The organism is Streptomyces sp. DT2A-34 (assembly GCF_030499515.1).
GTDB lineage: Bacteria > Actinomycetota > Actinomycetes > Streptomycetales > Streptomycetaceae > Streptomyces.
In genome coordinates this window covers 1,089,279-1,111,276 of sequence record NZ_JASTWJ010000001.1, presented here as the reverse complement: position 1 = coordinate 1,111,276, position 21,998 = coordinate 1,089,279, and the positions used below count along the sequence as shown (strand labels likewise).

The 21,998-nt window shown below is 72.0% G+C and carries 19 protein-coding genes and 1 pseudogene; 5 read left to right on the top strand and 15 right to left on the bottom strand.

Annotated features, from left to right (window positions below):
* Nucleotides 1–20: 20 nt before the first annotated feature.
* Nucleotides 21–998, bottom strand: coding sequence for a DMT family transporter (locus tag QQM39_RS04775; RefSeq protein WP_301995374.1), 978 nt, complete (start codon nt 996–998; stop codon nt 21–23).
* Nucleotides 995–1,801 carry a phosphatase PAP2 family protein gene (locus tag QQM39_RS04770; protein WP_301995373.1) on the bottom strand — a complete coding sequence of 269 codons (807 nt, stop codon included), beginning with the start codon at nt 1,799–1,801 and terminating at the stop codon, nt 995–997. The genes QQM39_RS04775 and QQM39_RS04770 overlap by 4 nt, the downstream gene beginning before the upstream one ends.
* A 208-nt stretch (nt 1,802–2,009) precedes the next feature.
* Here QQM39_RS04770 and QQM39_RS04765 point away from each other — a divergent pair, with 208 nt between their 5' ends.
* Nucleotides 2,010–2,624, top strand: a complete 615-nt coding sequence (locus tag QQM39_RS04765) for a TetR/AcrR family transcriptional regulator (protein WP_301995372.1) — start codon at nt 2,010–2,012, stop codon at nt 2,622–2,624.
* 154 nt (nt 2,625–2,778) lie between these two features.
* Here QQM39_RS04765 and QQM39_RS04760 read toward each other — a convergent pair whose 3' ends face one another.
* Together QQM39_RS04760 and QQM39_RS04755 are read right to left on the bottom strand one after the other, a co-directional pair.
* Complete coding sequence (locus QQM39_RS04760) at nt 2,779–3,810, bottom strand: DUF2510 domain-containing protein (RefSeq protein ID WP_301995371.1); 1,032 nt, start codon at nt 3,808–3,810, stop codon at nt 2,779–2,781.
* Between the two features lie 163 nt (nt 3,811–3,973).
* A pseudogene (locus QQM39_RS04755) lies at nt 3,974–4,169 on the bottom strand (metabolite-proton symporter); the annotation flags it as partial.
* Between the two features lie 277 nt (nt 4,170–4,446).
* Between QQM39_RS04755 and QQM39_RS04750 the strand changes: the two are divergent.
* Nucleotides 4,447–7,116: an AAA family ATPase gene (locus tag QQM39_RS04750; RefSeq protein WP_301995370.1), complete on the top strand. Its 2,670-nt coding sequence runs from the start codon at nt 4,447–4,449 to the stop codon at nt 7,114–7,116.
* Between the two features lie 24 nt (nt 7,117–7,140).
* Here QQM39_RS04750 and QQM39_RS04745 read toward each other — a convergent pair whose 3' ends face one another.
* The 8 genes from QQM39_RS04745 to QQM39_RS04710 form a co-directional block, all read right to left on the bottom strand.
* Nucleotides 7,141–7,932 carry an SDR family NAD(P)-dependent oxidoreductase gene (locus QQM39_RS04745; protein ID WP_301995369.1) on the bottom strand — a complete coding sequence of 264 codons (792 nt, stop codon included), beginning with the start codon at nt 7,930–7,932 and terminating at the stop codon, nt 7,141–7,143.
* A 70-nt stretch (nt 7,933–8,002) separates the two neighbouring features.
* Nucleotides 8,003–9,136: a 3-oxoadipate enol-lactonase gene (gene pcaD, locus QQM39_RS04740; protein WP_301995368.1), complete on the bottom strand. Its 1,134-nt coding sequence runs from the start codon at nt 9,134–9,136 to the stop codon at nt 8,003–8,005.
* Nucleotides 9,133–10,464 carry a 3-carboxy-cis,cis-muconate cycloisomerase gene (gene pcaB / locus QQM39_RS04735; protein WP_301995367.1) on the bottom strand — a complete coding sequence of 444 codons (1,332 nt, stop codon included), beginning with the start codon at nt 10,462–10,464 and terminating at the stop codon, nt 9,133–9,135. The genes pcaD and pcaB overlap by 4 nt, the downstream gene beginning before the upstream one ends.
* Nucleotides 10,461–11,066 carry a protocatechuate 3,4-dioxygenase subunit alpha gene (gene pcaG / locus QQM39_RS04730; RefSeq protein WP_301995366.1) on the bottom strand — a complete coding sequence of 202 codons (606 nt, stop codon included), beginning with the start codon at nt 11,064–11,066 and terminating at the stop codon, nt 10,461–10,463. Before pcaG ends, pcaB begins: the two co-directional genes overlap by 4 nt.
* A gap of 6 nt (nt 11,067–11,072) precedes the next feature.
* The gene (gene pcaH / locus QQM39_RS04725; protein WP_301995365.1) at nt 11,073–11,846 is read right to left on the bottom strand and encodes a protocatechuate 3,4-dioxygenase subunit beta; all 774 of its coding nucleotides are present in this window, start codon (nt 11,844–11,846) and stop codon (nt 11,073–11,075) included.
* 19 nt (nt 11,847–11,865) lie between these two features.
* Nucleotides 11,866–13,068 (bottom strand): thiolase family protein, encoded by a 1,203-nt coding sequence (locus tag QQM39_RS04720; RefSeq protein ID WP_301995364.1) that lies wholly within the window; start codon nt 13,066–13,068, stop codon nt 11,866–11,868.
* Nucleotides 13,065–13,709, bottom strand: a complete 645-nt coding sequence (locus tag QQM39_RS04715; protein ID WP_301995363.1) for a CoA transferase subunit B — start codon at nt 13,707–13,709, stop codon at nt 13,065–13,067. Before QQM39_RS04715 ends, QQM39_RS04720 begins: the two co-directional genes overlap by 4 nt.
* A 2-nt stretch (nt 13,710–13,711) precedes the next feature.
* Complete coding sequence (locus QQM39_RS04710; protein WP_301995362.1) at nt 13,712–14,491, bottom strand: CoA transferase subunit A; 780 nt, start codon at nt 14,489–14,491, stop codon at nt 13,712–13,714.
* A gap of 193 nt (nt 14,492–14,684) precedes the next feature.
* Between QQM39_RS04710 and QQM39_RS04705 the strand changes: the two genes are divergently transcribed.
* Nucleotides 14,685–15,149 carry a MarR family winged helix-turn-helix transcriptional regulator gene (locus tag QQM39_RS04705; protein ID WP_301995361.1) on the top strand — a complete coding sequence of 155 codons (465 nt, stop codon included), beginning with the start codon at nt 14,685–14,687 and terminating at the stop codon, nt 15,147–15,149.
* An 8-nt stretch (nt 15,150–15,157) separates the two neighbouring features.
* Here QQM39_RS04705 and QQM39_RS04700 read toward each other — a convergent pair whose 3' ends face one another.
* Nucleotides 15,158–16,156: a DUF3048 domain-containing protein gene (locus QQM39_RS04700; RefSeq protein WP_301995360.1), complete on the bottom strand. Its 999-nt coding sequence runs from the start codon at nt 16,154–16,156 to the stop codon at nt 15,158–15,160.
* Nucleotides 16,157–16,400: 244 nt separating this feature from the next.
* On the opposite strand from QQM39_RS04700, the gene QQM39_RS04695 reads away from it, so the two are divergent.
* Nucleotides 16,401–17,591: a zinc-dependent alcohol dehydrogenase gene (locus tag QQM39_RS04695; RefSeq protein WP_301995359.1), complete on the top strand. Its 1,191-nt coding sequence runs from the start codon at nt 16,401–16,403 to the stop codon at nt 17,589–17,591.
* 25 nt (nt 17,592–17,616) lie between these two features.
* Here QQM39_RS04695 and QQM39_RS04690 read toward each other — a convergent pair whose 3' ends face one another.
* The gene (locus QQM39_RS04690; protein ID WP_301995358.1) at nt 17,617–18,687 is read right to left on the bottom strand and encodes an ATP-dependent DNA ligase; all 1,071 of its coding nucleotides are present in this window, start codon (nt 18,685–18,687) and stop codon (nt 17,617–17,619) included.
* A gap of 74 nt (nt 18,688–18,761) precedes the next feature.
* Between QQM39_RS04690 and ligD the strand changes: the two genes are divergently transcribed.
* Nucleotides 18,762–19,811 (top strand): non-homologous end-joining DNA ligase, encoded by a 1,050-nt coding sequence (ligD, locus tag QQM39_RS04685; protein WP_301995356.1) that lies wholly within the window; start codon nt 18,762–18,764, stop codon nt 19,809–19,811.
* Here the strand turns inward: ligD and QQM39_RS04680 are convergent.
* On the bottom strand, nt 19,798–21,993 hold the full coding sequence (locus QQM39_RS04680) for a family 16 glycoside hydrolase (protein ID WP_302003477.1): 2,196 nt from the start codon (nt 21,991–21,993) through the stop codon (nt 19,798–19,800). The genes ligD and QQM39_RS04680 overlap by 14 nt on opposite strands.
* Between the last annotated feature and the right edge of the window lie 5 nt (nt 21,994–21,998).

Here is a 21,998-nt window from a genome sequence, read left to right as displayed (position 1 = left end):
CGACGGACGGATCGCTCGGATCAGAGCGGTGTGAGGTGCCCCGGCCGCGGTTGCCGGGGCATCAACGCCGGTTCCTGCGCCGCCGACTCGGGCTTCAGAGCCAGTACGGCTGCCACGGGATGCTCGTCGTCGGTCTCGTGGGAGTGCGCGACATCCGGGTCGGAGGTGGGGAGGGCGGGTTCGGGTGTCGCTCGGGTGAGCAGCACCACGCCCCAGGACGCCAGCCCCGCCCCGGCCAGCGCCAGCAGGATGCCGGCCGCGCCGCCCTGCAACCGCTCGCCGAGCAGGACGAGCCCGATCACCGCGGCGGCCAGCGGGTTCGCCAGCGTCACCACCGCGAGCGGGGCGCCGAGGCCACCCCGGTAGGCGGTCTGCGACAGCAGCAGCCCGCTCGCCGCGAGGGCCGCGACCAGCAGGGCCACCCCGGCCACCTGGAGGCTGAGCAGCGGCGCGGAGTGGTCGGTCAAGGCCACCGTCACGGTCTGCGTCAGCGCCGAGGCCACGCCGGAGGCGAAGCCGGACGCGGCCGCGTGCCGCAGCCCCGGCCGGGCGTCCGGCCGCGACAGCATGCCGATCAGCGTCACCGTCACCGCCGCCACCGCCAGCGCCTCGGAGGTGCTCAGCACCTCGTCGGGCGCGTGCCCCGACGCCGTGACGAGGATCGCGGCCAGGCCGACGAGCGTCAGCGCCGTACCCCGCCACTCGACCGCGCTGACCCGCCGCCCCGCTATGCGCGCGCCCAGCGGCACCGCGGCCACCAGGGTGAGCGCGCCGAGCGGCTGGACGACGGTCAGCGGACCGTACTTGAGGGCCACCACGTGCAGCAGCGCGCCGGAGCCGTTGAGCAGGACCGACCCCCACCAGGCGCCGGAGCGCAGCAGCCGCAGCGTTCCCGGTCCGGGGGCACGGGAGGCCAGTCGCTCCTGGGTGACGGCCGCGGAGGCGTAGGCGGCGGCGGAGAACAGGGACAGGACGACGGCGAGAAGGGTGGCGTTCATCGGCCCGCTCCCACGAGTGCGGCTTCCTCGTCCCGGGCCGCCGGGACGAGCTTGTCGGCGCCGCGTCCGGCCGTAGTCGTTGTGCGCTGCGGCAGGGGGATCACCGCGAGCGCGACACCGAGCATGGCCGTCGCCACGATCGCGTCGAGCCAGTAGTGGTTGGCCGTGCCCACGATGACCAGCAGGGTCGCCAGGGGGTGCAGCAGCCACAGCCACCGCCACCGCGAGCGGGTCGCCACGATCAGGCCGATCGCCACCATCAGCGCCCAGCCGAAGTGCAGCGACGGCATCGCCGCGAACTGGTTGGAGAGGTGGTCGGTCTCGGGCGAGCCGTACACGGAGGGGCCGTAGACCTGCCCGGTGTCGATCAGACCGGTCGCGGCGAGCATGCGCGGCGGGGCGAGCGGGAACGTCAGATGCACCACCAGGGCGGCGGCGGTGACCGCGGCGAGGACGCGGCGGGCCCAGACGTAGTCCGCGGGGCGCCGCAGGTAGAGCCAGATCAGGAAGGCCGCGGTGGCCGGGAAGTGGACGGTCGCGTAGTAGGTGTTCGCGAGGTGTACGAGCGTGTCACCGTGCAGCAGCAGGTGCTGCACCGAGCCCTCGCCGGGCAGACGGACGGCTCGCTCCAGGTCCCACACCCGGTCCGCGTTGCGCAAGGCCTCGGCGGTGTGGCCCGTGGCGAGCTGCCGGCCGAACTTGTAGACGAGGAAGAGCCCTACGACGAGCAGGAGCTCCCGGACGAGCGGAGGCCGGGCTGTCGCGTCGGTCTTCGCCCGAGCGGGCTCGGTGTGGCCATTCATTCCCCCGGCCCTTTCGCTGACGGTGGGTGGTGCTGGGTGGTGCAACTCATCGATACGTCGACGTACCGAAACGCCCATGTACCGATACGACACTGTACCGATACGCGAGCGTTCCGGTACAGTGGTGTTTCGATAGACGTACGACACACTGGAAGCACGGCCTCCCGCCCACGGCGAGGCCGCCGCACAGAGTGAGGAGAAGAGTCCGATGACGTCGCAGGCCGCGGACGGACCGGAGACGGTCGCCGCCTCGCGCCGCTCCAAGATCACGCCCGAGCGTGAGCAGGAGTTCTTCGACGCCGTGCTCGAACAGATCCGCGCGTGCGGCTACGACTCCGTCACCATGGAGGGCGTCGCCGCCAGCACGCGCTGCAGCAAGTCCACGCTCTACCGGCAGTGGAAGACGAAGCCGCAGTTCGTGGCGGCCGCCCTGCGCGCCAGCCGGCGGACCCGCTTCGACGGCATCGACACCGGCACGCTCGCGGGCGACCTGTGCGAGGCCGCCCGGGCCGCCGGCGCGTGGTCGGGCAAGGACACCCGGCTCTTCCAGGCGCTCGGCCATGCCGTCATGCAGGACCCGGAACTCCAGCGGGCCCTGCGCGAGGCGCTCATCGACCCCGAGCTCGACGCACTGCGGGAGATCCTGCGGCGCGGGGTCGAGCGGGGGGAGGTCGCCGCCGACCATCCGGCGCTGGAGTACATCCCGGCGCAGATCTTCGGCGTGCTACGGGCACGTCCCGTCCTGGAGGGCGAGGACGCCGACCCCGAGTACATCGTCCGGTTCGTGCGGGCCGCCGTACTGCCGGCGCTCGGTCTGACCTGAGACTCAGGCCGCCGTCCACGGGATGACTGGACGGTGACCTGTTCCGCGCCGCACCGTGGGGACGGGGGCGGCGCGCACCCCCCGGCCGGGTGGGGTTCCCCTTGAGCGGAGGGGCGCCCCACCCGGCCGCTTCGTGTCCGAGAACAGCAGCGGCTCAGATGTCCTGGCCGTTGCCGCCGCCGGTGGACACCTTGATGCCCTTGGTGATCTCGTCGACGACCGCCTGTTCCCCGGCGTCGACGCCGATGCGGACCACGACGATCTGCTGCTCACTGACGGGCGAGGGGAAGGCGAGCGACTGGACATAGCCGTCGGCGCCCTTGCTCGTAACCGCCTTCCAGCGGACCAGATAGCCCTTCTGCCCGGCCACGGTCACCGCCTTGGAGGCCAGCACCTCGTGCGAGGTGATCTCCCCGTATCCCTTGCCGTACGACTCCTCGGCGTTCGCCGCGATGTCCGCCTTGGCGACCTCCTCGGCTGTGTCGCCCTTGGTGCGGAGCGCGAGCGCGGGCGCCGAGTAGGCGCCGCCCTTCATGCAGGTCTGGGAGGTGTCGGAGGGGCACTTGTAGGTCTCGTTCGACGCCACCTGCGCGCCCCAGTTGATCTGCTGGCCGTACCAGCCGTCCGGGATGGCGATGCTGATCCCGTTGACCGGGTCGGTCACCGAACCGCTCTCCACCCTCGGCGCCTCGGACTGGTCGGGAGAGGGAGACTGCCCGTCGGAACCGCCGTTGCCGCCCCCGGAACCGCCGTTGCCGCCGCCGGAGTCCCCGAAGGGCCCGCCCTGACCGCCACCGGGCCCGCCCTGGCCGCCCTGCCCGCCGGGGCCCTGCTGCTGGGAGTTGGCGGTGCCGCTGCCCGAGCCGTCGTCCGCGGTCAGCGCGTACACGCCGACGCCTATGCTCGCGAGGACCACCGCCGCCACTCCCACGGCTATGCCGGTGCGCAGGCCGCGCCGCCCGCCCGACTGCGGTTGGCCGGGATAACCCGGATGTACCGGATAGGTCGGATGGTCCCCTTCGGCCGACAATTGCTTCGGAGGAGCCCATACGTCGGCTACGTCGGCCGATCCCGCGGGCCGGACCTGGTCCGTCCATGCCTTGCCGTCCCACCAGCGCTCGGTGGGCGGACCGTCACTTTTCTGGCCCGGGTCGGGATACCAGCCGGGAGGAGTCACCTGCGTCATGGGTCCACCGTATGAGGCCTCGGTGAAAGTCGGATGAGAGGATCCGCCCCGAGTCACTCCAGGACGAGCCGAACGGGCCGCTCCCGAGCGAGTCCCCGCGAGGTTGGCCGGCACTGTGCGCAGGGGCGGCCGCTCGGCCGCCCGCTCCTCCCGGAACGCCGGCGGCTCCGCCGAGCAGCCCCAGCGCCACGGTGAACGACTGCCGCGACCCGTACAGCCCGCGCCGCCCGGGTGGCGAACTCGGTCGTCACCGACACCGCCCCACCGAACTCCCCACCCGCCGACAGCCCTTGAAGCTCCGCCAGAAACGTCAGCAGCCACGGGGCGAGGGCCCCGACCGTGGTGTACGTCGGCAGCACCGGCCGTCGGCAGTCAGGGGTAAGTTGCCTACGCCCCGTCAGGGGTGTCGTGGCAGGGCCTGCCTGAGGGGCGGCACCTACGGCGGGCTCGGTGACATCCGTGGCCTGTTGACGGTTTCGGCGTCCGTGAACGCAGGTCGCGGGCCGTGTGCGTCGCCCGCCCGCACCCGCCGTCACCCGTCGCGGCAACAGGTGCCCCGAGCGGCCTCCGCTCAGGCAGCCGGAAAGCTACGCTCGACGTCGGTAGGTCGTTCGGGCGACTCGGGGAGGTAGCGGGATGACGGAGGTACGGCCCACCCCGGCCGCCTCGGCTTCCCTGTGGGAGCGCGACGAGGAACTCGCCGCCGTCGAGCGGGCGCTCGACACCCTGTGCGCCGACCAGTCCTCCTCGGGCAGCCTCCTGGTACTCCGGGGCGAGGCCGGACTCGGCAAGACCGCACTGCTGGCGCGGACGCGCCGCAGCGCCGAGGCCCGCGGCTGCACGGTGTGGTCCGCCCGCGGCAGCGAGACCCTGAGCTCCGTTCCCTTCAACGTCGTACGGCAGTTGCTCCAGCCCGCCCTGCTGTCGCTGATGCCGGAAGAGGCGCGCGAGTACCTCGGCGACTGGTACGACATCGCCGGACCCGCCCTCGGCATCACGGACCCCGGCGAGCGCCAGGCCGACCCGCAGGGCGTGTGCGACGGTCTGGTGGCCGCCGTGCGCAGGCTGGCCCGGCGCGACTGGCCGCTCGTGCTGCTGATCGACGACGCCCACTGGGCCGACCAGGAGACCCTGCGCTGGCTCGCCGCGTTCGCCGAGCGCCTCGGCGAACAGAACGTCATGGTCGTGGTCGCCCGCCGCCCTGGTGAGGTCAGCGGCGACAGCGCCCGCCACCTCGACGCGATCGCCGCCGCGGGCTGCTCCGTCGCCAACCTGAGCGCCCTCACCCCGGACGCGACCGCCGGCCTCACCCGCGCCACCCTGGGCCCGTACGCCGACGACCCGTTCTGCCGCGAGGTCTGGGCCGTCACCGGCGGCAACCCGTACGAGACCGTCGAACTCCTCGCCAAGGTGCAGGACAGCGAGTTCGAGCCGACCGAGTCCGCGGCCGCCGAACTGCGCGCCCTCAACCGCGCGGCGCGCGGCGGCGGCCTCGTCACCAGGCTCGAGGGCCTCGGCGTCGAGGCCACCCGGTTCGCCTGGGCGGCCGTGATCCTCGGCACCGAGATCACCGTGGACCTCGTGGCGGAGCTGGCCCAGATGAGCACCGAGGACGCCGGGCGGTGCGCCGAACTGCTGCGCACCGCCCGCATCCTCACCGTGCCCGACCCCGCCAACCCGCAGGCCGACGACGGCGACCTGCAGTTCGTCCACCCACTGATCGCCACCGCCGTCTACAACTCCATCCCCGACGCCCTGCGCACCGCCATGCACGGCATCGCCGCCCGCGTCGTCACCGACAACGGACGCGGAGCCGCGGTCGCCGCCCGCCACCTCCTGGAGGTCCACCCGGACAACGACGAGGAACTCGTCGAGCAGCTGCGCGAGGCGGCCCGTGAACACCTCGCCGTCGGCGCCCCCGACGCGGCCCGCCGCTGCCTGGAGCGCGCCCTGCTGGAACCGCCCGTACCCGACGTCCACGCGCGCGTGTTGTACGAACTCGGCTGCGCCACCCTGCTCACCGCCCCCGCCACCACCGTCGACCACCTCCAGACCGCGCTCGCCCTGCCCGGCCTGGACGGCGGGGAGCGCGTCGACGCCGTCTGCCGCCTCTCCCAAGCGCTGCTGCACAACGACCAGTTGGAGGAGGCGGTCCGCACCGTCGAGGCGGAGGCCGCCCGGCACCGGGTCGGCCCCGCCAGAATGCGGCTGCAGGCCGTGCAGTACATGTGGGAGAGCCTCCACGCGGGTGAGGCGACATCGCCCAACCTCCGGGAGCGACTCGCCGAACTCGCCCGTGCCTGCACCGGCCGCGACAACTCCGAGCGCGCCCTGCTCATGCTGCGCGGCTTCGACGCCATGGCCCGCGGCGAGAACGCCGAGGAGGTCGTCGAGGTGTGCGACCGCGCGCTCGTCAACGGCCGCCTCGCACCGGGACTCGGCTGGACCGACACCGAGTGGGGCCCCGAGATCATCATGATGCTGGCCAACGCGTACGCCTACACGGACCGGCTCGACCGGGCCGAGGCCCTGTACATGGACGCCCTGCACACCTGGCAGTCGGCCGGCTGGCGCGGCGGTCACCTCGCCCTCGGCCACGCCTATGTCGGACTCGGCCACCGCAGGCGCGGCCGGCTGCGCGAGGCCGAGGCGTCGCTGCGTCAGTCGCTGGAGTTCGCCGAGCGCGTCGGCCGACGGCTGCCCCTGCACTGGTCCGCCACCTGCAACCTCGTCGACACGCTGCTCGCCCGCGGCCATGTCGACGAGGCCTGGGAGATCGCCGAGCAGTACGGCTTCGCCCCGCCGTACCCGTCCACCATCGTGCTGCCGGACCCACGCTCGGTCCGCGGCCGCCTGCTCCTCGCGGTCGGCCGCACCCAGGAGGGCATCAACGAACTGGAGGAGGCGGGGAAGGCGGCAGCCGTCCGCGGCCACCACAACCCGGTGCTGGCCCCCTGGGCCGTCGACCTGGCCCGTGCCCTCGCGAGCGTGGACCCGGCACGCGCCGCCCGGCTCGCCACCGACGCCCGCCGGCACGCCGAGCGCTTCGGCACCGACACCGCGATCGGCGAGGCCCTGCGGTGCGCCGCCGCGTTGGAGACCGGGCAGCGTGCGGTGCGTCTCGCCGAGCAGGCGGTTGCTTGTCTGGAGGCCTCGCCCTGCCAGTACGAACATGCGGCCGCTCGTGTGGAGTACGGCATTGCGGCGCGCTCTTCGGCCGAGCTCCAGCGGGGGCTGACGCTGGCGAAGTCGTGCGGTGCGGACGGGCTGGTGGCGCAGGCGGAGGCGGCGCTGGCGCTCCGCTAGGGAAGCCGTGATGGAAGTGCCGCGTCAGAGCTTGAGCAGCTGATCAGTGACTGTTGCCAGCCGTGCCCGTACCTCCGGGTCGTACGTGCCCTCGTGTGCCCGCGCAGGCGACGTCCCGTCGAAGTAGCCGCCCGTACCGAGGTCCCGCGTAGCCAGGGCCAGCACGCCCGCCGCTCCGTCGGCGACCGTGTTCCAGGGGGTGACGCCCGCCTCGCGGACCATGGCGGTGTCCATGTAGGTCGCCGGGTGCAGGACGTTCACCGAGATGCCGGTGCCGGCCAGCTCCGCGGCGAGGGTGAACGTATGGGCGGCGAGGGCGAACTTGCTGCGGCAGTACGCCGAGACACCGCTGTAGCCGCGGGTCAGCTCGGGGTCGTCGAAGTCGAGCGGCTCCTGGCCCGCCGAGCCGACGTTCACGATCCGCGCGGGCGCGTTCGCGCGCAGCACGGGCAGCAGGGCGCGGGTCAGGGCGACCGGCGCCAAGTAGTTCACGGCCAGGCGGAGTTCGTGTCCGTCGGCGCTCAGTTCCCGCCCGGCGCCGCGTGGTCCGCTGCCCACGCCCGCGTTGTTGACGAGCACGTCGAGCTCGGGACGCGCGTCGGCGACATGCGCGCCCAGCTGCCGCACCTGGTCCAGGGAGGCAAGGTCCGCGACGAATCCCTCGGCGTCGCCCTCGGCCCGCAGCTCCTCGACGAGCTTCTCCGTACGGCCGGCGTCGCGCCCGTGCGCCAGCACGACGTGCCCGGCACGGACCAGCTCGAAGGCGAGGTGGCGGCCGAGCCCGGAGGTGGCGCCGGTGATCAGAACGGTCGACATGCCTCCACCGTAGGCACGCGGTGGAGGCATGTGCGAGGTGCTGCTGAGGCTACGACCACCAGGGTCACCCTCAGCCGCCGGGCTCCTCCTCCGCCAGCACCCGCTGGGCCGCCGCGAACGCCGAGTTCGCCGCCGGAACCCCGCAGTACACGGCCGTCTGCAGCAGTACGGCCCCGATCTCCTCCGGCGTCAGCCCGTTGCGCCGGGCCGCCCGCACATGCATGGCCAGCTCGTCGTAGTGGCCGTGCGCGACCAGCGCCGTCAGGGTGATCATGCTGCGCTCGCGTCGGGTGAGCGTCGGGTCGGTCCAGATCTCGCCCCAGGCGTAGCGCGAGATGAAGTCCTGGAAGCGCGCGGTGAACGCGGTCTGCCGGGCCTGTGCCCGGTCGACATGGGCGTCGCCGAGCACCTCGCGCCGCACCTCCATGCCCCGCTTGGCGCCCCCGGCCGCTCCGTCGAAGTGCGCCCGCAGTGCCGTCAGCACAGCCTCCGGACACTGGGCCGGCGCCAGGTGCGAGGCCCCCGGGATCTCGACGAGCGCGGCACCGGGCACGGCGTCGGCGATCTCCCGCAGGTGCGCGGGCGGGGTCGCCGGATCGTCCCGCCCGGCGATCAGCAGCGAGGGCGCGGTGATGGACGGCAGCTCGTCCCGCAGATCGAACGCGGCCAGCGCGTCACAGCAGGCGGCGTATGCGTCCGGATCGGCGTTTTGATGGTCGGCGACCAGCTCCGGCACGGTGAACCCGGGTGTGAACCAGCGCGCGTTCGCGCTCTTCGCCAACCCGGCCAGGCCTTCCCGCCGTACCAGCGCGGCCCGCTCCTCCCACGGCTTCGAACCGTTGAAGTGCGCCGACGAACAGATCACGGCCAGCGAGGAGACCCGCTGCGGATGGTGCACGGCGAGGTGCAGCCCCACCGCACCGCCCAGCGACACCCCCGCGTACGCGAACCGTTCGACGCCGATCGAGTCGGCGAGCGCGAGAACCAGGTCGGCGAGGTCACCCACCGTCGCGCCCGCCCCGATCAGATCGGCCGCCGAGCCGCCGTGCCCCGGCAGATCCCAGCGGACCACCCGATGGGTGATCGACAGCTCGGGCGCGACCTTGTCCCACAGGGCGTACGAGGTGCCGAGCGAGGGGCCGAGCAGCAACGGGGGTGCGGAAGTGGGCCCTTCGGCGCGGTGGTTGAGGACTTGGTTCGTCAACGTCGCTCCAGAGCACGGTCGGTGAGGGCTCCGGCGGAGCCGGTGTAACGGGCGGGGTCGGTGAGCTCGTCGAGGTCCACGTCCTTCAACTCCGGCTCCTCGGCGAGCAGTTCGGCCAAGGACCGCCCCTCGGAGTACGCGCGCTTCGCGAGCTCCGTCAGCAGCGCCTTGGCGCGGGCCCGGCCCAGGAGCGGCGCCAGCTCGGCGGACAACCGCTCGGAGACCACCAACCCGTGGGTGAGGTCGAGGTGTTCCCGCATGGCCTCCGCGTTCACCCGCAGCCCTTCGACCAGTTCGGCGGCGTCGTGGGCCGCGCCGCCGACCAGCCGGAGCAGGTCCCTGAGCGGCTCCCACTCGGCGTGCCAGGCCCCGGCCGGCCGCTCGTCCTCGGCGACCATCGAGCCGTACAACGTGGCCGCGAGCTGCGGCGCTCGCCGGGCGGCGGCCGCGACCAGCGTGGACCGTACCGGGTTGGCCTTGTGCGGCATGGCCGACGAACCGCCCCCGCTGCCCTCCGCCAGCTCGGCGATCTCGGTACGGGCGAGGGTGAGGACATCGGTGGCGATCTTGCCGAGTGCCCCGGCCGTGAAGGCGAGGCAGCCGGCGAGATCGGCGATCGGTGTGCGCAGGGTGTGCCAGGGCAGGAGCGGCGCGTCGAGGCCGAGCTCCCGGGCGAAGGCCGTCGTGAGGACGACGGTGTTCTGGGCGCCGTACGCCGTGAAAGCCGCCAACGTCCCAGCGGCACCGCCGAGTTGGGCAGGGAGGTCGTCTCGTACCTCGATGAGCCGGTCCCGCGCGTCCAGCACCAGCGAGCGCCACCCGGCCGCCTTCAGCCCGAACGTCGTCGGCACGGCATGTTGGGTCAGCGTCCGTCCCGGCAGCGCGGTGTCCCGGTGCTCGGAGGCCAGCCGGGCCAGTGCCAGCTGGACGCGGTGGAGGTCCGCCAGCATGAGGTCGAGCGTGCGGGTCGCCACCAGCATCGTCGCCGTGTCCAGGATGTCCTGGCTGGTCGCGCCCCGGTGCACGTACGGGCCGTGCTCCTCGCCCACCGCTTCGGTGAGGTCGGCGACCAGGGGGATGACGGGGTTGCCACCGCCACGCGCACGCTCGGCGAGGGACCGTACGTCGAAGCGGTCCGCGTGGGCCGCATCGGTCACCGCGTCGGCCGCCCCGTCCGGGGCGAGACCCAGACGGGCCTGAACCCGGGTCAGTGCGGCCTCCGCGTCCAGCAGCGCCTGGAGGTAGGCGCCGTCGGTGGTCGCGGAGGCGGCGGGGGAGCGGGCCCACCCGGGGGCGAGCAGGCCGGCGTCGGAATCGGCAGAAGTCACTGGAACTCCAGGAAGACCGTCTCGCCCTCGCCCTGAAGGCGGATGTCGAAACGGTAGGTGCCGTTGCCCTGCTCCTCGGCGATCAGCGTGCCGCGTCGCGCCGGATCCACCCGGGAGAGCAGTGGATCCGCGGCGAGCGCCGCCTCGTCGCCCGGCAGGTAGATCCGGGTGAACAGATGCACCAGCAGCCCGCGCGCGAAGACGCACACGCTGATGTACGGCGCGCTCTGCCCGCGCGCCCCGGGCCGCAGCGTCCGCGCGCTCCAGTGGCCGCCCGCGTCCGTCTGGATCCGGCCCCAGCCGGTGAACTCCACGCCGTTGCGGCCCAGGAAGCCACCGCTCGCCGGGTCGCGCCGCATCGAGCCGTCGACCCGCGACAGGTTGCCGTCCGGGTCGGGGCCCCACAGCTCCACGAACGCGTCCGGCAGCGGGTTGCCCTCGCCGTCGTGGACGTACCCCTGGAGCGCGATCGTGTCGGGGTGGCCGACCGGGGCGATGTCGCCGCCGCCGGGGAAGGGCAGGGCATGGCCGTAGAAGGGCCCGACCGTGTGCGACGGGGTCGGGAGCACCGTCTCCGGACGGCTCGTGTCGATCTTCGTCATGGCAGGTCAGCGCCCTTCTTCGAGCCAGGTGGCGTTCGGCCCGTCGAGCACGATGTCCCAGTGGTAGCCCATCGAGAACTCCGGCACCGACAGGCTGTGGTCGTAGGTGGCGACCAGCCGCTGGCGGGCCGCGTCGTCCGTCACCGACTGGATGATCGGGTCGTACGGGAACAGCGGGTCGCTCGGGAAGTACATCTGCGTCACGAGCCGCTGGGTGAACGCCGTACCGAAGAGCGAGAAGTGGATGTGCGCCGGCCGCCAGGCGTTGACGTGCTGGCGCCACGGGTACGGGCCCGGCTGGATGGTGGTGAACTCGTAGCAGCCGCTGTCGTCCGTCAGCGTGCGGCCGACGCCCGTGAAGTTCGGGTCCAGCGGGGCGTCGTGCTGCTCGCGCTGGTGGGCGTAGCGGCCGGCCGAGTTCGCCTGCCAGATCTCGATCAGCTGGCCGCGGATCGGACGCCCGGCACGGTCCAGCAGCCGGCCGGAGACCGTGATGCGCTCACCGATCGGCTCGCCGTTGTGGTGCTTGGTGAGGTCGTTGTCGATCTCGGTGATGTCCCGCTCACCGAAGGCGGGGGAGGACAGCTCCACCAGCTCCGGGTCCTTGGTGACGTCGATCGCGACGGGCGGCTGCTTGGGGTGACGCAGGACCGAGGAGCGGTACGGCGTGTAGTCGCGCCGCGGGTGGTGCTCGACGGGGGCACCGTCGGCGACCCGCTTCTCGTACGCGGCGTGCTCGGCCGCGATCTCCTGGTCGATGTCGTGCTGCGTGAGAGTCATGGGGATTCCTCGGGGGTTCTTAGCGCTCCAGGACGAGGGCGAGGCCCTGGCCGACGCCGATGCAGAGGGTGGCGACGCCGGTTCCGCCGCCCTTGCGGGCGAGTTGGTGGGCGACGGTGCCGGCGAGGCGGGCACCGGAGGCGCCCAGGGGGTGGCCGAGGGCGATGGCGCCGCCCTGCGGGTTGAGGATCCGCGGGTCGAACTCGGGCCATTCGGCGACGCAGCCCAGGACCTGGGCGGCGAAGGCCTCGTTGAGTTCGAGGACGTCCAGGTCGGCGAAGGTCCGGCCGGCCTTGGCGAGGGCGCGGTTGACGGCCTCGACGGGGGCGAGGCCGAAGTAGTGCGGGTCGAGGGCGTGCACGCCGGTGGCACTGATCCGGGCGAGGGGTTCGCGGCCGGTGGCCTTCAGGCCCTCCTCGTCGACCAGCAGCAGGGCGGCGGCGCCGTCGTTGAGGGGGGAGGCGTTGCCCGCCGTGACGGTCCCCTCCAAGGTGCGGAAAGAGGGCTTGAGCTTGGCCATCGCCGCCAGGGAGACATCCGCGCGGACGGACTCGTCGGCGGCGAAGAGGACCGGGTCGCCCTTGCGCTGCGGGATCGGGACGGCGGCGAGTTCGGCGTCGAACAGGCCCGCCTGCTGGGCGCGGGCGGCCTTCTGGTGCGAGGCGAGCGCGAACTCGTCCTGCTGCTCCCGGCTGATCTTGTGCTTCTCCGCGATGAGTTCCGCGCTCTCGCCGAGCGGGACGGTCCACTGCGGTTCCATCCTCGGGTTGACCATCCGCCAGCCCAGGGTGGTGGAGTACAGCTCGGCGTGCCCGGCCGGGAACGCCCGGTCCGACTTGGGCAGCACATACGGCGCCCGCGTCATCGACTCGACCCCGCCGGCCACGGCGATGGAGGCGTCCCCGACCGCGATGGCGCGGGCCGCCTGGACGACCGCTTCGAGGCCGGAGGCGCACAGGCGGTTGACGGTCACGCCGGGCACGGAGGTGGGGAGCCCGGCGAGGAGGGCGGCCATGCGGCCGACGTTGCGGTTCTCCTCGCCGGCGCCGTTGGCGTTGCCGAAGTAGACGTCCTCGATCCGGGACGGATCCAACTCCGGGCTCCGGGCGAGGAGTTCACGGATGGCGTGGGCGCCGAGGTCGTCCGGGCGGACGGAGGTGAGGGCGCCGTTGTAGCGGCCGATCGGGGTGCGGACCGCGTCGACGATGTACACCGGGTTCACAGCAGGCCCTCCGCGATCGTCAGCTTGGCGTCGGTCTTGGCGACGATCTCGTCGACGGCCACGCCGGGCGCCGTCTCGACGAGCAGCAGCCCGTCCTGCGTCACGTCGAGCACGCCGAGGTCGGTGATGATCCGGTTCACGCAGGCCTTGCCGGTGAGCGGCAGCGCGCACTCGGTGAGGATCTTCGGGCTGCCGTCCTTGGCGGTATGGGTCATCACCACGATGACCGTGCGGGCCCCGTGGACCAGGTCCATCGCCCCGCCGATCCCGGTGATCATCTTGCCGGGGATGGCCCAGTTCGCCAGATCACCGGTCTGAGACACCTGCATCGCGCCCAGCACGGCGACATCGATGTGCCCGCCCCGGATCATCGAGAACGACAGCGCCGAGTCGAAGAAGGACGCCCCCGGCAGCACCGTGACGGTCTCCTTGCCCGCGTTGATCAGATCGGGGTCGACCTGGTCGTCGGTGGGGTAGGGGCCGGTGCCGAGGATGCCGTTCTCGGACTCCAGGATCACCTCCACGCCCTCGGGCAGATAGTTCGGGATCAGCGTGGGCAGCCCGATGCCGAGGTTGACGTACTGCCCGTCCTGAAGCTCGTGTGCGGCCCGCGTGGCCATCTCTTCCCGCGTCCACGCCATGACTAGCCCACCGTCCCTTGTGCCCCGGGCGCGGAAATCGTGCGCCGTTCGATCTGCTTGTCGGCCGCCTGCTCCGGGGTGAGCGCGATGACCCGCTGCACGAAGATGCCCGGCAGATGCACCGCGTCCGGGTCGAGCTCGCCGGGCTCGACGAGTTCCTCCACCTCGGCGATCGTCACCCGCCCCGCCATGGCGGCGAGGGGGTTGAAGTTCCGGGTGGACTTGTTGAACACCAGGTTCCCGTGCCGGTCGCCCTTCGCCGCCCGCACGAGCGCGAAGTCGGTACGGATGCCCCGCTCCAGCACGTACTCGACGCCGTCGAACTCCCGCACCTCCTTCGGCGGCGAGGCGAGCGCGACGCCGCCCTGGCCGTCGTAGCGCCAAGGGAGCCCGCCGTCCGCGACCTGGGTACCCACCCCGGCCGGCGTGAAGAACGCGGGGATCCCGGCGCCGCCCGCCCGCAGCCGCTCGGCGAGCGTGCCCTGCGGGATCATCTCCACCTCCAGCTCACCGGCCAGGTACTGGCGGGCGAACTCCTTGTTGGCGCCGATGTAGGAGCCGGTCACGCGGGCGATCCGCCCGGCCGCGAGCAGGATCGCGAGGCCGGAGTCCATCGCCCCGCAGTTGTTGGAGACCACCGACAGTGAGCCGGTGCCCTTCTCGTACAGGGCCTGGATGAGCACGTTCGGCACACCACTCAGCCCGAAACCGCCCACCGCGAGCGAAGCGCCCTCGGGCACATCGGCCACTGCCTCAGCGGCGGTGGCGACCACCTTGTCCATCCGTAAGCCCCATCTCTCCAATTACTCAGGGCACTGAGTATTTCAGCGAGGTTTCCCTCACGCTGCCACTGGAGCGGCCGGGCGTCAAGACCTTGGGATTGACGCAGGTCACGTGAAGGTGGGGGAGGGAGACAGGGGTAGGTGGGTGCGGTTATCGTTCAGTACACCAACGAATTCGACCTCGGGAGCGCACATGGCCGCGGTGGACCTCACCACCCACCCCGGGCACCTCGCCCGGCGGCTCCAGCAGGCGCACTACCTGCTGTGGAACACGATGGTCTCCGAGGAGATCACCTCCCCGCAGTTCGCCGTCCTCAACGCGCTCGTCGCCGAGCCGGGCCTGGACCAGCGCACGGTGGGGGAGCGGGTGGGGCTCGACCGGTCCACGATCGCCGAGGTGATCAGCCGGCTCGGTCGCCGCGGGCTGCTCGACAAGGTCCGCGACCCCCAGGACGGCCGTCGCTCCCTGCTGCGCCTGACGGACGACGGGCTGCGCACGCACAAGAAGCTGACCGTCCGTACGGCCCGGATGAACCAGGTCTTCCTGGCCCCGCTCTCCGCCGAGGAACAGACGCTGTTCTTCGACCTGATCCGCCGGGTCGCGGACGCGGCCGAGGGGCTCCGCAACCCGGCGGAACCCCTCGTCGCGCAACGCTGACGGAACGCTCAGGACGCCTTCGCGAACACCACCCACACCTGGCCGTGCTGGAAGTTCATCGGCTTGCCGTCGTCGGTCGTGAACGTGGTGCCGTCCGTGGCCTGCGGGCGCTTCCAGTTGACGTGGTGGACGTGCCCGTCGCGCAGCACCGCCGCCCTCCCGGCGCCCACGGTCTCGGTGTACGGCGTGTAGTTGCCGGCCGAGTCGTGGAAGTCGGACCTGCGTACCTTCACGTACTGCACGACGACCGTGCCGGCCGCCACCCGCTCCCCGTCCGTCGTCCTGGCGGCCTTGCCGTCCATGGCGACCAGCCAGCGGTCCTGGCTGCTGGACCAGGTGAAGGTGAACCGGGCCGCCGGGAAGCGCACCGTCCGCGAGGTCTCGGGGATGCCGCCCGCGGGGGCGGCGCCGAAGCGGAAGCCGGTCGTCAGGACGGAGGTGCCCGGGGCGGAGGACATCAGCCGGCCGGGCCGCAGATAGAGGTTGTGCGGCGAAGACCTGTCCGTGCCGCGGAAGTACGCGTGGGTCGCCTTTTCGGGCGGCTCCGCCCGCAGGGGTGCCTTGTCGATCAGCGGCAGAAGCTTGCTCTGCGCACCGGAGAAGGCGAGCGTCGGCCGGTTGAACTGGCCCAGTAGCTCCAGATCGCTCTCGCGTGCGCTGCGCACCGGCCCGATGACCTCCGGCAGTTTCTGCGCGTACACCGCCAGCAGGCGGCTCAATCCGGCCTCGACCTGTTCGACGTACACGATGTCCGCGGCGTTCAGGCCCGTATGGGGCCGCGCGGCGCGGACGTTGTCGATCTTCACGGCGAGCACCGAGGCGCCGTTCACGCGGCTCTCGCTCGTCCCCGGCGACGGCGGACGCTCCCGGCCGCGGCCGTCGTCGCGCGGGCCGTCGGGCGTCGTGCAGCCGACCGCCAGGGAAGCGGTCAGCGCGGCGGCCAGCAGCCCCGCCATGGTCGTGGCGCGTCTCGCGCGCGCCCCTCGTCGCCTGCCCACCGTCGTCATCCGCAGCCACCCGCCCTGTCCGCCCAGTACGTCCAGTCCGTGTAGTCAGATTGTGCACTTATCCGTTCATAGGAGGCCATACCTGTCAGTCCATACGAGGTCATACCTGACCGGTTCCGGCAGCCCGGTCGGCCAGTTGGGAGTGTCGCCGGTCCGTCCGAGCGGTTCGGCGCGGGAGCGCAGGGGTACCCGGGCGGCCACCGCACGAGCGGACGCGCACACGTGACGGAGGGAGCGCGGGGCGATGAGGGCAGTGACCTGGCAGGGCAAGCGGGACGTGCGCGTGGAGAACGTGCCCGATCCGACGATCCAGGAGCCGACGGACGCGGTCATCCGCATCACGTCCACCGGGCTGTGCGGCTCCGACCTGCACTTGTACGAGGTGCTGACGCCGTTCATGACACCGGGGGACATCCTCGGTCACGAGCCGATGGGCATCGTCGAGGAGGTCGGCGCCGGGGTGCCGGACCTGCAGGCCGGCGACCGGGTCGTGGTGCCCTTCCAGATCGCCTGCGGCAACTGCTGGATGTGCCTGACCGGGCTGCCGACCCAGTGCGAGACCACCCAGGTCACCGGCGAGGGCATGGGCGCCGCCCTGTTCGGCTACACCCGCCTGTACGGCGCCGTGCCGGGTGCTCAGGCCGAGTATCTGCGCGTCCCCCAGGCGCAGTTCGGCCCGATCAAGATCCCGGAAGGGCCGCCCGACGACCGGTTCGTCTATCTCTCCGACGTCCTGCCCACCGCCTGGCAGGCGGTCCGCTACGCCGAGATCCCCGAGGGCGGCAGCATCGCCGTACTCGGCCTCGGCCCCATCGGCGACATGGCCTGCCGGGTCGCCCGGGTGCAGGGCGCCGGGCGGGTGTTCGGCGTGGACCTGGTCCCCGAGCGGCTGCGGCGGGCACGTGAGCGAGGTGTCGAGACGTACGACCTCAGGAGCTTCGACGACGAGAAGGAACTCGTCGCCGCCATCCGCGACCAGACCGACGGCCGCGGCCCCGACGCCGTCATCGACGCGGTCGGCACCGAGGCACACGGCAGCGCCGCCGCGCGGCTGGCCCAGCAGGCCTCGGCGATGCTGCCGCGCAAGCTGAGCGGTCCGTTCGCCGAACGCTTCAGCGTCGACCGGCTCGCCGCCCTCTACACCGCCATCGACCTGGTGCGGCGCGGCGGCACGATCTCCCTGTCCGGCGTGTACGGCGGCATGGCGGACCCGATACCGCTGCTCACCCTGTTCGACAAGCAGATCCAGATCCGCATGGGGCAGGCCAATGTGCGCCGCTGGAGCGACGACATCCTGCCGTATCTGACGGACGAGGACCCCCTCGGCGTCGACGACTTCGCCACCCACCGCGTGCCGCTGAGCGACGCCCCGCACGCGTACGAGATGTTCCAGCGCAAGCAGGAAGGCGCGGTCAAGGTGCTGATGAAGCCCTGACTCCTGACTCCCGTTCGGCTTCACGTCAGGCCGGTGGCGCGAAGATCTCCGCGAGGTCGTAGCGGACCGGCTCCTCCAACTGGGCGTAGGTGCAGCTCTCGGGGGTGCGGTCCGGCCGCCAGCGGCGGAAGCGGGCCGTGTGCCGGAAGCGCGCCCCGTTCTCCATGTGGTCGTACGCCACCTCGGCCACCCACTCCGGTCTGAGCGGCACCCAGGACAGGTCCTTCTTGCCCGACCAGCGGCTCGGCGCGCCCGGCAGCCGGGCCGACTCGTGGGCCGCCTCGTCGGCCCAGGCCCCCCAGGGGTGGCCGGCGACATCGTCCATGCGCAGCGGCTCCAGCTCCTCGATCAGTTCGGCGCGCCGCTTCATGGGGAACGCCGCCGACACGCCCACGTGCTGGAGGGCGCCCCGGTCGTCGTAGAGCCCGAGCAGCAAGGAGCCCACGACCGGCCCGCTCTTGTGGAGGCGGTACCCCGCGACGACGACGTCCGCGGTCCGCTCGTGCTTGATCTTGAACATGGCCCGCTCGTCCTGGAGATAGCGCAGGGTGAGCGGCTTGGCGATGACACCGTCCAGTCCGGCACCCTCGTACTGCTCGAACCACCCCTGGGCCGTCTCGATGTCGGTCGTCGCCGGCGCCACGTGCACCGGCGCCGTCACCCCGGACAGCGCCATGGTGAGCATCGCCCGCCGGTCCGCCAGCGGTACCTCCAGCAGCGACTCGTCCGCCAGCGCCAACAGGTCGAAGGCCACGAACGACGACGGGGTGCGCTCGGCCAGCGTCCGCACCCGGGAGTCGGCCGGGTGGATGCGCTCGGTGAGCGCGTCGAAGTCCAGCCGCCCCTCCCGCGCGATCACGATCTCCCCGTCCAGCACGCACCGCTCGGGCAGCCGCTCCTTCAGCCCCGCCACCAGCTCGGGAAAGTACCTGGTCAATGGCTTGCCCGTACGGCTGCCCAGCTCGACCTCGTCCCGGTCGCGGAACACGATCGCCCGGAACCCGTCCCACTTCGCCTCGTACTGCATGCCCGGCGGGATCTTCGCCACCGACTTGGCGAGCATCGGCTTCACGGGCGGCATCACCGGCAGGTCCATGCTCCGATTCTGCGCGCATACAGCCGCTGACGCCCGGTGTGCGAGGTGTGCCCGGTCCGCCTACCGTGGCTCGCATGGGCGAAGCGGTGGAACTGGAAGCGGGCGGCCGGACCGTTCGCCTGTCCAACCCGGGCAAGGTCTTCTTTCCCGAGCGCGGCTTCACCAAGCTGGACCTCGCCCGCTACTACATCGCCGTCGGCCCCGGCATCCTGCGTGCCTTGCGCGACCGCCCCACCACCCTGGAGCGCTACCCGGACGGCGTCACCGGCGAGTGGTTCTTCCAGAAGCGGGCACCGAAGAACATGCCGGACTGGATCCCCACCGCCCACATCACCTTCCCCAGCGGCCGCAGCGCCGACGAGATGTGCCCCACCGAGGAGGCCGCCGTCCTGTGGGCCGCCCAGTACGGCACGCTCACCTTCCACCCCTGGCCGGTCCGCCGCGACGACGTGGACAGCCCCGACGAACTCCGCATCGACCTGGACCCCCAGCCCGGCACCGACTACGACGACGCCGTCCGCGCCGCCCACGAACTGCGCGCGGTCCTGGACGAGTTCGGCGGCCTGCGTGGTTGGCCCAAGACTTCCGGCGGCCGCGGCCTGCACGTCTTCGTGCCCATCGAGCCGCGCTGGACCTTCACCCAGGTCCGGCGCGCCGCCATCGCCGTCGGCCGGGAGATGGAACGCCGGATGCCCGAGCAGGTGACCATCAAGTGGTGGAAGGAGGAACGGGGCGAGCGCATCTTCATCGACTACAACCAGACGGCACGCGACCGCACGATCGCCTCCGCCTATTCCGTACGGCCACGCCCGCACGCCCCGGTCTCCGCCCCCCTGCGCTGGGAGGAGGTCGGCGAGGCCCGTCCCCAGGACTTCGACATCGCCACCATGCCCGCGCGCTTCGCCGAACTCGGCGACGTGCACGCGGACATGGACGACCACCGCTTCTCGCTGGACGCGCTGCTGGAGCTGGCCAACCAGGACGAGCGCGACCACGGACTCGGCGATCTGCCGTACCCACCCGAGTATCCGAAGATGCCGGGGGAGCCCAAGCGGGTACAGCCGAGCCGGGCCAAGAAGGCGGCGCCTGCCGAGGAGACGCCGCCGGAACCTACAGTTCCTTGATCCTGATGTCCCGGTACGAGACCACATCCGTCGTGCCGTGCACCTGGAGCCCGATGTACCCGGAGGTGAACCGTCGCCCGTCCGTGCCCGGGTCGTCCGAGCGGGGCGGGACGAAGTCCTGGCCGCCGGTGTTGTCGAACTCGTTGATCAGCACGCCGTTGCGGTAGACCGAGTAGTGCTGGTCGACGACGCGGATCTCGTAGTCGTTCCAGGTTCCCTTCTGGGTGACGCCGGCACCGGCGAGGCCCACGCGGTCGAAGCCGTAGACCGAGCCCGTCTTGTACATGTCGCCGTCGGGCCGGTCGAGCACCTGCACCTCGTGCCCGTACTTGATGGCGACCCACTCGGGCCGTGACTCCTCGGGGTGGTCGTGGACCCACGGGAAGCGGACGAACACGCCGGAGTTGGCGTTGCCGGTGCCCGGGGCGTCGTCACGCCACTGGAGCCGGAGCGAGAAGTCGCCGTACTTGCGCTGCGGGAACCACAGCATGCCAAGGCCGGGCTTGGTGGTCCCACTGGTGATCGTCCCGTCACCGTTCGGCGCGAACGAACCGCCGCCCACCTGCTGCCACTTGGCGAACGACTCCGCGCTGCCGTCGAGGATCGTGCGGTAGCCCTCGGTCTGTCCGGGCTCGCCGATCCCGGACTGACGGGCGGCCTCGCGGATGGCGTTGTACTCGCGCTGGTCGACGACCCCTTCCTTCAGGAGCTTGTCGAGGACGGTCGTCACATGCTTGAGGAACAGCGCGTGGGACGTCCACTCCTTCTCGTCCTCGATCAACTCGTTGATCCGGCACCGGTTGTTGGTGAGCCTGTTCGGGACACCCGAGTCGACGGTGCCGACGATCACCGTCAACCGCTCGTCGAACTCTGGGCAGTTGGGCGCCGGCACCTGACTGGACACCACGGTGAAGGTCACCGTGCGGGCCGCGGAGGTGTTGCCCGCCTTGTCCGTCGCCCGGTAGGCGAGGGTGTGGGTGCCGGCGCGGTCGACGACCACGGGGGCGGCGTACGCGAGGTACGGCCCGCCGTCGATCGAGTACTCGATCCGGTCGACACCCGAGCCGTGGTGCTCGTCGGTCGCCGTGACGGTCACCTCGGCGTTGCCGATGTACGCCCCGTCGGAGTTCTTCGTGCCCTCGACGCTCACGCCGGTCACCGGCGGGGTCGTGTCCGGCTGGGGCGCCGCCACGACCGTGAACCGCACGTTCTTCTCGGCCGCGACGTTCCCCGCCTTGTCGGTGGCCCGGTAGCGCACCGTGTGGCTGCCGACCTCGTGCACCATCACGGGCGCGGTGTACGGCTGCCAGGCGCCGGAGCCGATCGCGTACTCGATGGTGTTCACGCCGGAACCGGTGTCCGAGGCGGAGACGGTGACGGTCGCCATGTCGACGTACGTGCCGTCGGCGTTCTGCTCACCGCTGACCGTCGCCGAAGTCTCCGGCGCGGTCGTGTCGTCGCTCGGCGGTGGCACCACCGTGAACGCGACGTCCTTCTCCGCAGAGACGTTCCCCGCCTTGTCGAAGGCGCGGTAGCGGATCGTGTGGTCGCCGACCTGATCGACGACGACCGGCGTGGTGTACGGCTGCCAGGCGCCCGTGTCACCGACCGCGTACTCGACGCGGTCGACGCCGGAGCCGCCCGCCTCGTCGGTGGCGTGGATCGCCACGCTCGCCGAACCGACGTACTGCCCCTGCCCGTTCTGCGTCCCGCTGACGTGGGCCGACGCCTCGGGCGCCGTCGTGTCCCCGCCGCTGCCCTCGGTCACCACGAGGATGCCCTGCATCTGCCCGTGGCCGGGGATCGTGCAGTAGTAGCGGTAGCGGCCCGGGGTGAGCGTGACCTCGGCGGTGTGGCGGCCGCCCTGGGCGTCGTTCGGGTTGGCGAGGATGTTCAGCTGGACGTCGTTGTTGAACTCCGGGTCGGAGGTGTCGAACGTCAACGTGTGCGGCATCCCGGTGGTGTTTCCGGTCGCCGTGCTGTTCTCGAAGACGATCGTCGTCCGGCCGGCGACGGCCGTCGCGGGTGCCGTCGTGTACTTGGTGATGTCGTCGCCGGCCGTCCAGGTGAGGACCTGTTCGGCGGCCGCTTGCGGCTGGGGCTGGGGCCGTGGCTGTCCGGTCGCGGGCAACGCCTGCAGTCCGAGCACCACGAGCAGTGCGGCCAACAGGGCGGCCCACATTCTTC

Coding starts and splice junctions, on each gene's coding strand:
- QQM39_RS04775 (WP_301995374.1), bottom strand. CDS start 998: ATGAACGCCACCCTTCTCGCCGTCGTCCTGTCCCTGTTCTCCGCCGCC.
- QQM39_RS04770 (WP_301995373.1), bottom strand. CDS start 1,801: ATGAATGGCCACACCGAGCCCGCTCGGGCGAAGACCGACGCGACAGCC.
- QQM39_RS04765 (WP_301995372.1), top strand. CDS start 2,010: ATGACGTCGCAGGCCGCGGACGGACCGGAGACGGTCGCCGCCTCGCGC.
- QQM39_RS04760 (WP_301995371.1), bottom strand. CDS start 3,810: ATGACGCAGGTGACTCCTCCCGGCTGGTATCCCGACCCGGGCCAGAAA.
- QQM39_RS04750 (WP_301995370.1), top strand. CDS start 4,447: ATGACGGAGGTACGGCCCACCCCGGCCGCCTCGGCTTCCCTGTGGGAG.
- QQM39_RS04745 (WP_301995369.1), bottom strand. CDS start 7,932: ATGTCGACCGTTCTGATCACCGGCGCCACCTCCGGGCTCGGCCGCCAC.
- pcaG (WP_301995366.1), bottom strand. CDS start 11,066: ATGACGAAGATCGACACGAGCCGTCCGGAGACGGTGCTCCCGACCCCG.
- pcaH (WP_301995365.1), bottom strand. CDS start 11,846: ATGACTCTCACGCAGCACGACATCGACCAGGAGATCGCGGCCGAGCAC.
- QQM39_RS04715 (WP_301995363.1), bottom strand. CDS start 13,709: ATGGCGTGGACGCGGGAAGAGATGGCCACGCGGGCCGCACACGAGCTT.
- QQM39_RS04710 (WP_301995362.1), bottom strand. CDS start 14,491: ATGGACAAGGTGGTCGCCACCGCCGCTGAGGCAGTGGCCGATGTGCCC.
- QQM39_RS04705 (WP_301995361.1), top strand. CDS start 14,685: ATGGCCGCGGTGGACCTCACCACCCACCCCGGGCACCTCGCCCGGCGG.
- QQM39_RS04700 (WP_301995360.1), bottom strand. CDS start 16,156: ATGACGACGGTGGGCAGGCGACGAGGGGCGCGCGCGAGACGCGCCACG.
- QQM39_RS04695 (WP_301995359.1), top strand. CDS start 16,401: ATGAGGGCAGTGACCTGGCAGGGCAAGCGGGACGTGCGCGTGGAGAAC.
- QQM39_RS04690 (WP_301995358.1), bottom strand. CDS start 18,687: ATGGACCTGCCGGTGATGCCGCCCGTGAAGCCGATGCTCGCCAAGTCG.
- ligD (WP_301995356.1), top strand. CDS start 18,762: ATGGGCGAAGCGGTGGAACTGGAAGCGGGCGGCCGGACCGTTCGCCTG.
- QQM39_RS04680 (WP_302003477.1), bottom strand. CDS start 21,993: ATGTGGGCCGCCCTGTTGGCCGCACTGCTCGTGGTGCTCGGACTGCAG.